General features: G+C 43.1%; 16 protein-coding genes. All 16 read left to right on the plus strand.

The window, feature by feature from the left end:
* Positions 1 to 143: 143 nt before the first annotated feature.
* Entirely contained in the window at positions 144 to 2,105 is a 1,962-nt protein-coding gene (gene acs, locus ACOBWA_RS01160; protein ID WP_420229972.1) for an acetate--CoA ligase, read from the plus strand.
* Positions 2,106 to 2,375: 270 nt separating this feature from the next.
* Positions 2,376 to 2,705, plus strand: a complete 330-nt coding sequence (locus tag ACOBWA_RS01165) for an NAD(P)-binding protein (protein WP_420229973.1) — start codon at positions 2,376 to 2,378, stop codon at positions 2,703 to 2,705.
* Complete coding sequence (locus ACOBWA_RS01170) at positions 2,666 to 3,568, plus strand: NADP transhydrogenase subunit alpha (protein ID WP_420229974.1); 903 nt, start codon at positions 2,666 to 2,668, stop codon at positions 3,566 to 3,568. The genes ACOBWA_RS01165 and ACOBWA_RS01170 overlap by 40 nt, the downstream gene beginning before the upstream one ends.
* Before the next feature lie 265 nt (positions 3,569 to 3,833).
* Positions 3,834 to 5,168, plus strand: coding sequence for a tyrosine-type recombinase/integrase (locus ACOBWA_RS01175; RefSeq protein ID WP_420229975.1), 1,335 nt, complete (start codon positions 3,834 to 3,836; stop codon positions 5,166 to 5,168).
* A 118-nt stretch (positions 5,169 to 5,286) separates the two neighbouring features.
* Entirely contained in the window at positions 5,287 to 6,714 is a 1,428-nt protein-coding gene (locus ACOBWA_RS01180; protein WP_420229976.1) for a hypothetical protein, read from the plus strand.
* Between the two features lie 149 nt (positions 6,715 to 6,863).
* Positions 6,864 to 7,124, plus strand: a complete 261-nt coding sequence (locus ACOBWA_RS01185; RefSeq protein WP_134292331.1) for a helix-turn-helix transcriptional regulator — start codon at positions 6,864 to 6,866, stop codon at positions 7,122 to 7,124.
* Positions 7,124 to 7,450, plus strand: coding sequence for a helix-turn-helix domain-containing protein (locus tag ACOBWA_RS01190; RefSeq protein ID WP_420229977.1), 327 nt, complete (start codon positions 7,124 to 7,126; stop codon positions 7,448 to 7,450). The genes ACOBWA_RS01185 and ACOBWA_RS01190 overlap by 1 nt, the downstream gene beginning before the upstream one ends.
* Before the next feature lies 1 nt (position 7,451).
* The gene (locus tag ACOBWA_RS01195) at positions 7,452 to 7,679 is read left to right on the plus strand and encodes a hypothetical protein (protein ID WP_420229978.1); all 228 of its coding nucleotides are present in this window, start codon (positions 7,452 to 7,454) and stop codon (positions 7,677 to 7,679) included.
* Between the two features lie 362 nt (positions 7,680 to 8,041).
* Complete coding sequence (locus tag ACOBWA_RS01200; protein ID WP_420229979.1) at positions 8,042 to 8,656, plus strand: hypothetical protein; 615 nt, start codon at positions 8,042 to 8,044, stop codon at positions 8,654 to 8,656.
* 1 nt (position 8,657) lies between these two features.
* Complete coding sequence (locus ACOBWA_RS01205) at positions 8,658 to 8,990, plus strand: hypothetical protein (RefSeq protein WP_420229980.1); 333 nt, start codon at positions 8,658 to 8,660, stop codon at positions 8,988 to 8,990.
* Between the two features lies 1 nt (position 8,991).
* Positions 8,992 to 9,225: a hypothetical protein gene (locus ACOBWA_RS01210; RefSeq protein ID WP_420229981.1), complete on the plus strand. Its 234-nt coding sequence runs from the start codon at positions 8,992 to 8,994 to the stop codon at positions 9,223 to 9,225.
* Positions 9,222 to 9,371, plus strand: a complete 150-nt coding sequence (locus tag ACOBWA_RS01215) for a hypothetical protein (protein WP_420229982.1) — start codon at positions 9,222 to 9,224, stop codon at positions 9,369 to 9,371. Before ACOBWA_RS01210 ends, ACOBWA_RS01215 begins: the two co-directional genes overlap by 4 nt.
* A gap of 204 nt (positions 9,372 to 9,575) precedes the next feature.
* Entirely contained in the window at positions 9,576 to 10,514 is a 939-nt protein-coding gene (locus ACOBWA_RS01220; RefSeq protein WP_420229983.1) for a YdaU family protein, read from the plus strand.
* The gene (locus ACOBWA_RS01225; protein ID WP_420229984.1) at positions 10,501 to 11,349 is read left to right on the plus strand and encodes an ATP-binding protein; all 849 of its coding nucleotides are present in this window, start codon (positions 10,501 to 10,503) and stop codon (positions 11,347 to 11,349) included. Before ACOBWA_RS01220 ends, ACOBWA_RS01225 begins: the two co-directional genes overlap by 14 nt.
* Entirely contained in the window at positions 11,346 to 12,722 is a 1,377-nt protein-coding gene (locus ACOBWA_RS01230) for a replicative DNA helicase (RefSeq protein ID WP_420229985.1), read from the plus strand. The genes ACOBWA_RS01225 and ACOBWA_RS01230 overlap by 4 nt, the downstream gene beginning before the upstream one ends.
* A 151-nt stretch (positions 12,723 to 12,873) precedes the next feature.
* The gene (locus ACOBWA_RS01235) at positions 12,874 to 13,332 is read left to right on the plus strand and encodes a hypothetical protein (RefSeq protein ID WP_420229986.1); all 459 of its coding nucleotides are present in this window, start codon (positions 12,874 to 12,876) and stop codon (positions 13,330 to 13,332) included.
* The last annotated feature ends 132 nt before the right edge of the window (positions 13,333 to 13,464 follow it).

The raw sequence follows: 13,464 nt of genomic DNA on the forward strand, positions 1-13,464 counted from the left end.
TTGATGTCTTGCAACCGTCACGCTTATTTGTCAAACTAACGATGAGTGTCACACATTATGGAAGATGACTCTTATCGCTTACATGGGGCGCGTCATAGACGTTTATCCGTGTAGGTCATAATAATTAAAAGGGACCCAACACTATGACTCAGAAATCATTTCCTATCTCAGCCGAGTTTATGGCTGCTGCTAATACCACACCTGATAAGTACCTTACAGACTACCAGCAATCTATCGAATCAGCCGAAGCAATTGATGCTTTTTGGGCGAAGCGTGCTGAGCTAATCGACTGGATAAAAAAACCGACTAAGGTCAGTAACGTCAATTATGACTTAGATGATTTTCACATCAAATGGTTTGAAGATGGTGAGCTAAATATCTCAGTCAACTGTCTCGATCGTCACCTCGAAGAAAACCCATATAAGCCCGCTATTATCTGGGAAGGTGATCACCCTTCATTGCACAAAATTATTTCTTTTAAAGAATTGCACGAAGCTGTCTGCCGCTTAGGTAATTCATTGCGCAAGCTTGGCGTTGTAAAAGGTGACCGCGTAACGCTATATATGCCGATGATACCGGAAGCCATGGTAGCGATGCTGGCATGTGCGCGTATCGGTGCGGTACATTCAGTGGTGTTTGGTGGTTTTTCTGCCGAGAGTTTGGGTAATCGCTTGATAGACAGTCGCTCAAAAGTTGTTATTACCGCTGACGAAGGTTTACGCGGCGGCAAGCACACATCGCTCAAAGCCAATGTCGATCACGCACTCGACATGGATGGCACTGAGAGTGTCGAAAAAGTCATTGTCGTTCATCGTACGGGTAACTCTATACCGATGAGTGGGCGCCGTGATGTGTGGTATCACAATTTGGTCGATGGTCAATCAGAGATCTGCGAGCCTGAAGTCATGAATGCCGAAGACCCGCTATTCTTGTTATATACCTCTGGCTCTACTGGTAAGCCAAAAGGTGTAGTGCATACTACAGGCGGCTATATCACCTATGCTATCTCAACGTTCCGTGATGTGTTTGATATTAAAGAAGATGACGTCTATTGGTGTACGGCAGATGTGGGCTGGATTACTGGCCACACGTACTCAACCTATGCACCACTGGCCAATGGTACGACGACCGTAATGTTTGAAGGTGTGCCAGAGCATCCAACATGGGCGCGTATTGGTCATATTATCGATAAGCATGACGTGACTATCCTATACACTGCACCGACAGCCATTCGCGCGATGATGAAAGAGGGCGATGCTTTTGTTCGAGAGTCGGACCGTTCTAGTTTGCGTCTGCTAGGTTCGGTCGGTGAGCCGATTAACCCAGAAGCATGGGATTGGTACTACAATGTTGTCGGTGATGGTAAATGTCCTATCGTCGATACATGGTGGCAGACCGAGACTGGTGGCATCTTAATGGCACCAATACCAGGCACGGTCGATCTCAAACCGGGCGCGGCAATGACACCACTATATGGCGTCAAACCAGAAGTCGTCGATAGTGATGGTGCGATTTTAGAAGGCCCTGCAGAAGGCAATTTGGTGATCAGTAGCGGCTGGCCAGGGCAGATGCGTACTATCTACAATGACCATCCACGTTTCTTAAAGACTTACTTTAGCGATTATCCAGGTCATTATTTCACGGGTGATGGCGCTCAGCGTGATGAAGATGGGCATTACTGGATTACTGGTCGTGTCGACGATGTACTCAACGTTGCAGGGCATCGCTTGGGTACAGCAGAGATTGAGAGCGCCGTGGTTGCGCATCCTGCAACTGCTGAAGCTGCGATTGTCGGTATGCCGCATGAGATACGCGGTACAGGTATCTGTGCATTTATCATTCTAAAATCAGGTGAAGAAAAGACCGACGATCTAAAAGCAGAATTAAAACGCCATGTGCGTGCCGAGATTGGACCAATTGCGACGTTAGATGCTATTTATATGGTCGATGCACTACCAAAAACGCGCTCAGGAAAAATCATGCGCCGTATCTTGCGTAACCTTGCAGCAGGGCAATATGTGGGACTGGGCGACCTATCTACGCTTGCCGATAGCTCGGTGATTAATGACTTGGTTGAAGAAGTAAAAGCGGGTCGTGGAGAGTAAGTCAGTCTGCTAACGACCCTGTATTGTTAAGGATAGTTATTCAGTACTAGCCATTAATATTTGCATATCAAAGTTAAATAAAAGCCATGTTATCGAGAATAGCATGGCTTTTTTACGTAGACGATATTGATATTGAGTCACTTTGAAGGTTCAATAATACTAACAAGACAACATCGCTACCATGTTAATTGACGAGCCACTCGGTACTTACTAGGCTAGATAATTAATATAGTAGCGACTCATAAATACTTTATAAGGTCTACTGTCATTATGACTGATCATGCTTTGTGCTCAACTGTTCTATCTGCCCCAAAGATCGCCATCATCGGTGGTGGCCTAACGGGTTTGCTCACCGCAACACTATTAGAACGCGCGTCAAACCACTCAAGCTCGTCATCTAACACCCCGCAAATCACTATCTTTGAAAAGTCACGTAGTGTAGGCCGTTTAGCGACCCGCTATCGCAGCGATAGTAAAACTGATAAAAACTGGCAATGGTCATTCGGTGCGCAGTTTTTACTGCGAAAACTGCTGACTTTCAACAGTTTATCGCGCCTTGGTTGGATACTGGATTGCTACAGCCATGGTGTGCCGAAGTAGTTGAATTAACGCCAGCCAATGATCGTGCCAAGCTGACCGATATCCACAGCAAAGAGCAATGGGATGCGATACATGCCCGCTATATTAGCACACCGAAAATGACCAGTTGGGGCCGTGATTTGGCCGCTGCGCTTAATCACACGACCATAGTATTTAAGACTCGTGTCGCACCGCTTGCTCAGTATTTGCAGTCTCAAAATCAGCAGCGGTCTCAGAACCAAACTTTTAATCAAAACAGCAAGCAAACTGAGCTATTTGACGAAACTGGCGCCAGTCTTGGTTGGTTTGATTGGGTGATCTGCACAGCGCCAAATGTTCAGGCGGTAGAGCTGATGGCAGATAGCGGCTTTAGTCAACAAGACAAAATTACTAAACCGCAAATGCAAGCCTGCTATACGTTGATGCTTGGTTGGAATGATGTGCAAAAACTACCTGAAACATTAAATGGCCAACTAGCACCGCAATGGGATGTCGCTTATTTAAATAGCGCTATTCTTGATAGGATATTTGTTGAGCATCAAAAACCTGCACATGGTGAACTACTACCAAGTGTCACCATTCATGCACGTAATGACTGGTCAGAAGCCCACGTCGATGATGGTATGGAGTCAGTCGAAAAACAATTATTACAGGCGGCAAAACAAGCATTAAATTGGAATGAAGACAGCGCACCTAGCCAAACAGATTGTCATCGTTGGCGCTATGCAGCTACTATTGTAAATAAGGATGCTGAAGAGCTAGGCATATTAATCGATGCAACCAAGCAATGGATCGTCAGTGGTGACTGGTGTGCAAAAGGTAATATTGAGAGCTGCTATCGAATAGCGCAGCAAACTGTTAAGGCCATCGTGCAAACACAGTAAGGGTAATATCCATGCTCATTATTTTGCATCGTTTAACGATATCTGGATTTAGCAAAACGTAAGCAAAAAAAGGCCCACAGAGGGGGTCTTTATCGTGTTATCTCATGTTATCCTTTGTTAGCTTAAGGGCTTTATTTATATGAATCTAATGCTAACGTGTGTTATCCTTTATTATCATTAATGACCACCAATTAGCAACATTATTGGTGGTCAGATTGGTGGTCAGCTTTTTAGCATGGTAAATAAGGACTAGGAGCATGCGGTCATGGCATCATTAACAACTGATACTCAGATTAAAAGAGCCATTAAAGAGGCGCAAGGACAGAAGCGTGTCTATCACACCATTAGTGGTTATCAAGGTTTGAGACTGCGCATGAGAGGTGGTTGTATTGAGTTCCAACATCGTTACACGCATCCCATGACAGGGAAGCGCAAGGAGATGACGCTAGGGCAATACCCAGCACTGACACTTGAGCAGGCAAGACGAGTGCATAACGATAATATGAGTATGCTTGCCAATATGCTGGACCCAATCACGCAGCGCGATAATGAGCGAACCAAACAAACCGCTGCTATCAATAATACATTCCAAGCGGTTTCCGATGATTGGCTAAGCGAATTGACTAATAACCCTGACCACCAGCCAGCAACTAGCACTTTAAGAAACATCCACAATTACCTTAAACCGCTAACAGATGCATTTGGGAAGCTGCCCGTTAGTGAGATCACTACTCAGCAAGTGCTAGCTTTATGTCGTGACATACAAAGAGAGTATGTCCATAAAGGGAATCGTGTTAAGCACATGGCGCAGCGAATATTTGCGCATGCTGTTTTGAAGGGGCTCATTGAATATAACCCGGTAACGCAGTTATCAGGCGCTAAAGCATTGAAGCCGACCAGAACTAAGCACCACGCTTCGTTAACAGACCCCAAAGATTTTGCTGTCCTATTAAGAGATATCGACGGGCTAGGTGATAAGCATGTGTACAACAAACCAATATTAAAACTACTAACGCTTACCTTTGCACGTGTAGGTGATATATGCGCTATGAAGTGGGCAGACATCGACCTAAACGCTAAGCAATGGGCGTTTAAGCCTCAGAAAGGACAGCGTCGTGAGGACATGGTAGAAAGTTTAGTTATACCACTTGCACCGCAAGCAATAGCAATCATAGAGCAAATGCAGTCATTAACGGGCAGCCATGGTTATGTATTCCACAATCCCAAACGTAAGAAAGGCCCTTACCAAGACCCACAGTTAGTAAACAAGGTATTGAACGATCCATCTATGAACAGCGGCGGCATTGGCGTCAATTACGAAGGCAGGGGTTATAAAGAGGTCCACACGCCGCATGGGTTTCGTGCTAGCGCAAAAACTATGCTGATGGAACGATTAGGCTATGACGAGCTGCTAACAGAGATACAGCTAGGGCATCAAATGCTTAATAAGTACGGCAAGGCTTACAACCGTATGCAGGCTGTACCTGAACGAACGCGCATGATGACGGACTGGGCGAACTATTTAGATAATATCAAGGTAGGCAAGTTTGATAACGTCATTCATGCCAGCTTTAAACAACAAGTACAAAAGCATGGGTGACGCCATGCGATAACGACCATGCAAGGCTAGGACTAATTACCCGAACGACAGCTATTCACACCCTTATGCTGTCACTGCCTTGCACCTCTTCCAACTCAAGGGTGTAGGGGTGTGAATTGTGGGTTTTTTTGATGATTTGACAGAAAATGATGAGGATGAATATCTTGACCCAGCTGAATGTGAAGGGCTTATCTCCTTTTTTGATTTCATAGAGTTATTAGAGTTATTTACAAAAGAAACTTCAACAAAGGTAGCAGAGTACTTAATAGGATGTGAAGATTTCTTGAAACTAGATTTTTATACTTATGAAATTGTTGATCTGACGCAAGATATTTCATCAACTGAATTTATATTTTTATCACACAAATATAATAGTCATAAAGATGATGATCCTACAGAGAGTTTTTTAGAAAATACTTTGTTAGAAAATGGTGTAAAAGACTACTGGATTTACTATTGGAAAATAGAAGAATTATTATCATTAAAATGTATAGAGAAACTAGGTCTTGATGACGAAGAATTTCTAAACTATAGAGACGCTATGATTGGAGGCTCTCACACTGCAGTTTATTATCAAAATGCGACCAAAATACTTATAGATAAAGTAAACGAACTGCAGAAAATCATAGATAGCAGCATATCAACAGTACCAGCGAAAGAAGAGAAAAATAGTATAAAACCTAATGGTAGTCTTGCTAGTTACATGACTGAATACACTTTGCCGCAAGTAGTCGCACTTATTTTAGGGATAGACCTGTCAAACATAAGTACTAGTAAAAAAGAAAGCTCTATTAGTAATGAGGTTGATTACAATGAAAGTCACCCTGAAAAATTTCAGCAGTTGTTGCAAACATATTCCTCCATGGCGATTAATCGCCAACCCACAGGAGTAAATCTTGTCACATACAGTTTTAAGCCTTACAACGATGTAGCAAAAGTATATCCAAACCTTGAGAAAACCACTATCAAGAAGGTGGATCTTACAAATTATTTGCTTGATATCGGATATAGTTTAGATGAGCTTATTGCTCAACAAAAACCAATTAATCAAGCTGCTAATAGCCAACATACTGGAAGTTATCAAGATAACCATGAAGTGGTTAATCGTAATGAGCAGCTTGCATATCAATCGTTAACTAAAGAACTCAATGAAACTAAAAGCGCATTAGAAAAAATGACTTTATCTGAAGCTGAAGCGCAAAGAAAGGTTAAAGAGCTTTCAAGAGATTTAGATGAGGCTAATAGAAATTTACATCAAAAATCTAGTAAACCAGATGAAGATGTATTGCAAATCATCTTTGATGAGAGCTATGAACACCACGCCCCTGATTTGAAAAATGCTGCTAAATTATGGATTGATTTATACATTCATGACAAAGTTGGTGGTAATTCACATACGGGTAGAGCTGACAATTGGATATCGAGATTCACAAATTATGATGCTGAAACAACCAAGGCCGATCAAAGAAGTATAGACCGCATTAGAGAAATCGCGACGCCACTTAAGGATTTTGGAACAAAACGCAGTAAAGAAGTTAAAAAATAATTTTATGATAAGTTGTTGATTTATATATACCTTAGGTAGCTTACCTAAGGTATTTTTTTGTTTACCTCACTTACCTGACCTACTGGGTAAAAAGCTAAATTGCTAACACTGATAACGCCAGTCAACGGCACATAATAGGAGTTAGCAACATGCTACATATATCAGACAACCCCCAAACCACCGCAGAGTTACACCTTAACGGGCAAACTCGTATCAAGCCAGCCGCTACTATTGTCGGCGTTCATCATCAGACTTTGCGTCGATGGTGGAAAGCTGGCAAGTTCCCTAAACCTACAAACATCCACGGTATTCTTCTGTTTAAAAATGCCGACTTATTGTCATGGCTAGAAAAGCATCAACCATCAACTGATGTTGATGAAGCTGAAAGCCAACTTGGGCAGGGAGCATAATGATGGCTACTCCACGGCAGACACCTTTAAAAACACAGAACGATATTATCAAAGCTCACTTGCTTGCTGGCAAGTGCATATCAACTTGGCAAGCTTATAAGCAATACAATATTACTTGTTTAGCTCAGAGAATTCACGAATTAAGAAATGCAGGGCTACTTATAAAAAGCAAAATAGTCGTGCGTGACGGTAAGAGATTTAGCAACTATTGGTTAGATAGCGAAGATCATTCTTCAACTACTATTGATCAGAGTAATACTGCTGAGAAAGTTAATGATGCTGTTACACGTAATACTGATATGGAGGCAGCTAGCAATGATAAATAATATGAAAACTAACCTAAAAAATATTCATGTTATGAATTTGAGTCTAAATGGCACTAATTTGAGTGTAAATAGCCAAAATTCGAGTCTAAATGATAAGAATTTGAGTCTTATTAAGCATATTATGATTACGGTCGCTAAGTTAGAAGAAACTATTAAATTTCGCCTGCTTTTAGATGTTGAAAAAAAGGATGTAACAGGGGCGATTACCCATTTTCAAGTGATTTCTTAGCGTCCAAAAATATTGAAAAACAACTCTTTACAATAGATGATAACAAGCGCTATTATGGTCTTACTACTAATTGTTCAGCGGCAAAGCCAAGCCGTCATTCCCTGGCTATTTTTATGTCCAAAATTTGTCTGACTAACTATCAGCGATTTACCAATGACATAAATACGAATATTTCTGCACTGCAGACAAGTCATAAATATAGTACCGATACCATCGGTGCGAACATCTATGACGGGTTAAGTGGGCCGAATAAAATACCCCTTGTGGGAAATAAGCCCCGCCGTCTGAACACGGTAGTTAATAACCTGTCACCCTTTTTGTGGGCGGCAACAAACTAACTAAATGTTCAGGAGCTATCCGTAATGGGTAATTCAATCCGCACTACCTCAAAAACTACCACCCCTACACTAACTACCAACCAAGCTGTTTTTGCTATTGGTGATGTTGTGCTGTGTCCATCATTAAGCAATCAACCTTTTGAACTGACTGCTGACCCATATGGCAAGCGTGACGAATTAGCACTTGCTTACGATGGCAGTTATTTATATTACGATGCTCAGGGGTTTTTTATTAAGGCGTCTGACGATGAAACAGGCGACCGTCAGCCCTCATTGTTCCATAACACCTCAGCCAACCAGCAGGCAATTAATACGCTATACGGCAACACCTCTATCACCCAGTCAAGCCAGCGCACAGTAATAGACACGACTGATATTAGTGACGACGAGGTTGTTCTACTCCAGTCATTCAAGTTATCTAATAACACTAGTGAGGTGCATGGAGCGGCCGAAGTACTGGATGATATTTCATCCTTGCTTGGACTCATTTACAGAGGCAAAATCCGCCAAGAAGAGGCTAAATCTTTAGCGCGGTTAACACAAACTGCAGCTGACACATGGTCAGAAATACTCTATACGCAAGTGAAGAAAATGAACGAGATATTAGCTCTTACCAATTTCAATAAGGTAGGAGAGTAATATGTCCGCATCAATCCAAAAAGCACCTATCAGCACGTCCAGTCAGCGCAAAGTACTTGATATAACCAAAATAGATGATGACGAGGTAATCATACTACCTACGATTATGCTCTCTGATATTGCGTGCGATATTAGCGGCGCGATTAACGTGCTAAATGATATAGGTAATATTTTAAACCTTATTCATCAACGTGAGCTCAGCCCTAATCAGACTTTGTCTGTGGCACGCTTATCATGTGATGCCGCTGAAAGACGGGTAAAACTGCTTGTTCATCAATTGGATGCCATCAACGAAGCGATGGTGCAATCAAAATTTGCAAAGGTGGGTGAATAGCATGGAAGCACTTAATCAAGCAGTAACCAACACCATTTTCGCTAAAGAGGTGGAGATACAACGTTTTTCATGGTTCGACGCGCTGTTCGCTACCATCAAGGCTGATATTAAAAATGGTGATACTCAAAAGGCGCAAAAGCTTGCCGATCTTGGTCAATATTTAGCAGAAGATTTCCAGCAGTATTCAGAAGATGATTTGGCTGGCCTGAACCAAGAACAGGAGGTGGTATTGTGAAAAATAGCTACCCATCGAAGCAAAGTCGCCGTCATGCAAAGCGTAAAAGCTACTTCAAAAAGTACCGCGCTACTCGCCAGCCTTCCAAGCAAGACCTTAAGCAAATAAGCAAACAGGGAGGAAGCGATGACTACCCTACTGCATAAAACGAACAATCACAAAAAAGCCCAAGCAATTAGCTCAGGCTTCTTGGAACTGATAACTTTCGTGCTAACTCCAGGGCAAGGACTAGCAGATAAGCTGACATCATTCAGGTCAGTAATGGAACACTATGAAAATTATAATAGCACAATAGTTGGAATTATAGCATCTAATCGACTGCGTAAGCCTGCAGCTAAAGGAGGTGTGTAATGCGTTTTTATCCATTTCACTCATCTGACTTTAATAATGCTACTAGACATCTAACACGTATTGAGCGTTCCATCTATCGTGACTGTATTGATTTGTACTATGACACAGAGAGTCCTTTAGATGGAACGGACTTGGAACGTCTCCAGAGACGCTTACTTTGTCACAGTGACGAAGAGAAGACCGCACTGGATATTGTTCTTAATGAATTTTTTGAAGAAGAAGATGGGCTTTATATGAATAGCCGCTGCGATAGAGAAATTGCTATCTACAGATCAAAAGATAAAGACGCTGCTAAAAAGCAAGAAAACGCTAATTCTCGTAAGCAGAGGTATAGAGACGATAAACGAAATATGTTTGCAGACCTACGAGCTATAGGGATAGTACCTGAATTTAATATCAAAATGCAGGCCTTGCGTGAACTACATGCTCAGAATTGCCAGTTAGGTAATGCTAAGACAGTTCCGCAAAAAGAGAACGTCTCAGGAACGTCTCAGGAACGTCTCGTTGACGCAAGTGGCACGACTAAAATAGAACCAATAACCACTAACCAAGAACCAGTAACCAATACTAATGGCGATGATGAAAAATCCCTGAACATTCCTTTTGATGTCTTCTGGAAGACATATGCCAAGTCAGTAGCTAAAGATAAATGCGAGGCTAAGTGGAAATCTCTTAGCGCCAAGGTACGTGAGCAGATCATGCAGCACTTGCCAGCATACGTCGCTTCAAAACCAGTTAAGAAGTTTCGTAAAGACCCTATGACTTATCTGAACGGCAAAGGCTGGCTAGACGACATCATTGTTGATGAACCGAATGCCAATCAGCAGCCAAACCCGTCCTACAGCAATATGAATGTCAATGCCAAGTATGAAGATCCAGATTATGACCCTTTGGATGGGCTATCGAGCAGAGCAGGAGCACTTCATGAAAATTATTAAAGAGTTATCGCGGATTGAGTTAGGAACGACGGTTATGCGTGAGGTATTGGCTGACTGTGACATACATGGCCAGACAGCTCATAGGGAGATAGCGGGTAAAGTTAACTGCTGCCAGTGTAACGAAGATAGGCGCGTACGTGACAACGAGGAGCGCCTTAAAACCGACCGCGGCATCATGAGAGCGTTAATGCTAGCTAAAATGAAAAGCAAGGGTGTGAGCGCGAATATGGGGCGATTCAGCGAATGGCGGTATGACTCAGTAAAGGGTGATGACCAGCGTGCCAAGATTGCCCAGCTGCAGCAATATAGTAAGGCTATCGACGGTCGCTCGCGCAACATCGTTATTCTTGGGCCTACTGGTACAGGTAAGACGATGTTGGCCAATGCAATCGCGGTCAATCATTACTTAGTCAAAGAGCAGGCGCTGCCAAGTGAGTTTAAAAGCTACAACCAGCAAGACTTTTATGATCACACTTGTGAGTTGATAACGTCTTTTGATATTGGCGCACAAGCAAGAGGCCATTGGGGTAATTACCAGGTGAGTGAATATGATTACCTTCAGGAGCTTGCTGCAAATGAGTTGTTGATTATTGACGACTTGGGAGCGGGCGACGGTCACGAAAAAGACCGCGCGCGCATTGCCCAGATAATCGCCTTACGTTACAACCGAGCGCCGACCGTCATAACCACCAATATGGACATTAGGGGCCTACGTGAGTTCTTGGGCGATAGAGCGTGGGACCGATTACAGCAGAACCTATTGGTGATGCATTGCGACTGGGGTAGCTATAGAACTCAAACGTCAGACATTCAGATTGCAGGAGCCGCCCGATGATTAATAATCAAAAGAGATTTATCCAAGTTGAGCAGTGCGTACTTACGCAGCTGCTTGGCAAAGAGGGTGCGTTCGATATAGTCAGCGACGTTGTTATTGCCCAAGACTTTGAAGCCGCAAGGCATCAGGTTATCTATCAAGCAATCAGTGATTTGGCAATGGACAGCAAGCCTTATGACGAGGTTATGGTGGCGGATCTTCTCGAAGAGCGTAACCAGCTCAATGAAGAATGTTGCCCAGCCGGTTACTTTGCTCAAATGAACTTGGTGCCGAGCATTGCTTTCAGTAGTTTGCGTAATCATGCCCAGTTAGTGAAAAGCCGTTCAATTCGTAGGCAGTCTATTGCTCAGATGATGTACGGCATACAAAAGCTTGAAGAGGGCGACAATCAGACTATTGAGGTTAACAACGAGGTTATAAGTGCTATTGCCAACCTTGAAGTGGGTGACACTGACAACAGCTGCTCTCGTGTAGGCGACTTGATGGGTGGAATGATTGAACGTATCGCAGCTGCTAGGGATGGCGTTAACAACTTCATCTCTACCGGCTTCCCAGAGCTTGATAACTTGATGATGATTGATGCTGGCAACTTGGTCGTGGTCGCCGCTCGCCCTTCAATGGGTAAGACAGCTTTAGTTATGAACTGGCTGTCACATATTGCCAAGTACCGAGAAGGTGAAGCGGTATTCTTTAGCGTAGAGATGCCACAGGAGCAGGTCATGGACAGGCTTGCCAGCGCTGAGGCTAAGGTTGATCTTACTGCTATCAGGAAAGGTCAGCTAAGTGTGGATGAGTGGGCACAAATGCAGCGGTTTGTCTCAGACCAAGAGAGCATGCCTTTAACCATCGTAGATGAAAAAGACATCAGCATTGCGAAGATACGCACCCACTTGAACCGCATCAAGCGTGAGGCTGGCGGCAAGCTATCTGCGATTGGTATTGATTACCTGCAGATAATGGGCGGGCTTGATGGTCAGTACAAGATTGATAATATCGGCAAGGTCACACGAACGCTAAAAGCATTGGGGCATGAGTTTGGTTGCCCTATATTTCTACTGTCCCAGTTGAGCCGTGATGTTGAGAAGCGCCCAAATAAGCGCCCTATCATGTCCGATCTACGCGATTCAGGCACGATTGAGCAAGACGCTGACCTTATCACTTTCATTTACCGTAATGACTACTACGAGCAGAAAGAGAAGGGCGGTAGCGCCAAGCTTGATGGTTCAGCAGAAATTATTTTGGCTAAGAGTAGAAACGGACCGACTGGCACCGTAAGACTGGGCTTTGAAGGTCAGTATTCACGCTTTGCTAATTACATACCAATAATGAATGACTTGGACGACATACCAGAATATGGGAGTAGTCACTCTTGATTAATCAGCATAACCGGCCCTACCGTGAGCATGCCAATAGAATAAAGACATAATAAAAAGCACCCATGTTGGTCGCATGAGTGCTTAAGCTGGCAAGTAACAGTGCAATGTTATCACGCATAACGATTATAACAATTTTAAGGGTAATTGTATGCGCGTAACAAATAAACAGATGGTTTTAGATGCGATTATTGACTTGAATAATCAGGAGCAGTCAGTCACTCGTGAGACGTTATCAGGTGTGATCGACTTATCGCTTGCAATGATTGACGAGAAACTAACCTCTTTGATTAATGATGGATTAATTTATCGTATTCAACGTGGTGTCTATTTACCGGTTGTCACTCATGATCAAGCACGTATCATCAGTAAGATCGTTCTCCCCTGTGGTACAGTTAAAATTGATATTGGCGATGATGTTTGGACGTTGACGCCCAAGGAGGCTCGTGTAGTAGGTAGTTTGATGGCAGCAGATGCAATGCAGTACAGCAATATTGAAATAGGTCACCATGCAGCGCTGACGACTGCTAAAATGGATTTACAAACCAAAGAGATGCGTCGAGAAATTAGAGAGCTGCAAAAACTGCTACCTGCCAGCAATCCTGCATAGTACCTTTCACTTTGAAAGATGCTAACAAAGTATTCGTCGCTATTATATAAATATTGTCGCCCCTTACCCATTAGGTGAACGTCTGATAATAAAAACCTTCAGCGTGACATGCTAGCTATTAGCTTAGGCTCT

The organism is Psychrobacter sp. ER1 (genome assembly GCF_048631835.1).
Taxonomy (GTDB): Bacteria; Pseudomonadota; Gammaproteobacteria; order Pseudomonadales; family Moraxellaceae; genus Psychrobacter.

What these genes read in the sequence shown, in the direction of transcription:
- acs (WP_420229972.1), top strand. Translation starts at nt 144, where the DNA reads ATGACTCAGAAATCATTTCCTATCTCAGCCGAGTTTATGGCTGCTGCT.
- ACOBWA_RS01165 (WP_420229973.1), top strand. Translation starts at nt 2,376, where the DNA reads ATGACTGATCATGCTTTGTGCTCAACTGTTCTATCTGCCCCAAAGATC.
- ACOBWA_RS01175 (WP_420229975.1), top strand. Translation starts at nt 3,834, where the DNA reads ATGGCATCATTAACAACTGATACTCAGATTAAAAGAGCCATTAAAGAG.
- ACOBWA_RS01185 (WP_134292331.1), top strand. Translation starts at nt 6,864, where the DNA reads ATGCTACATATATCAGACAACCCCCAAACCACCGCAGAGTTACACCTT.
- ACOBWA_RS01190 (WP_420229977.1), top strand. Translation starts at nt 7,124, where the DNA reads ATGATGGCTACTCCACGGCAGACACCTTTAAAAACACAGAACGATATT.
- ACOBWA_RS01195 (WP_420229978.1), top strand. Translation starts at nt 7,452, where the DNA reads ATGAAAACTAACCTAAAAAATATTCATGTTATGAATTTGAGTCTAAAT.
- ACOBWA_RS01200 (WP_420229979.1), top strand. Translation starts at nt 8,042, where the DNA reads ATGGGTAATTCAATCCGCACTACCTCAAAAACTACCACCCCTACACTA.
- ACOBWA_RS01205 (WP_420229980.1), top strand. Translation starts at nt 8,658, where the DNA reads ATGTCCGCATCAATCCAAAAAGCACCTATCAGCACGTCCAGTCAGCGC.
- ACOBWA_RS01210 (WP_420229981.1), top strand. Translation starts at nt 8,992, where the DNA reads ATGGAAGCACTTAATCAAGCAGTAACCAACACCATTTTCGCTAAAGAG.
- ACOBWA_RS01220 (WP_420229983.1), top strand. Translation starts at nt 9,576, where the DNA reads ATGCGTTTTTATCCATTTCACTCATCTGACTTTAATAATGCTACTAGA.
- ACOBWA_RS01225 (WP_420229984.1), top strand. Translation starts at nt 10,501, where the DNA reads ATGAAAATTATTAAAGAGTTATCGCGGATTGAGTTAGGAACGACGGTT.
- ACOBWA_RS01230 (WP_420229985.1), top strand. Translation starts at nt 11,346, where the DNA reads ATGATTAATAATCAAAAGAGATTTATCCAAGTTGAGCAGTGCGTACTT.
- ACOBWA_RS01235 (WP_420229986.1), top strand. Translation starts at nt 12,874, where the DNA reads ATGCGCGTAACAAATAAACAGATGGTTTTAGATGCGATTATTGACTTG.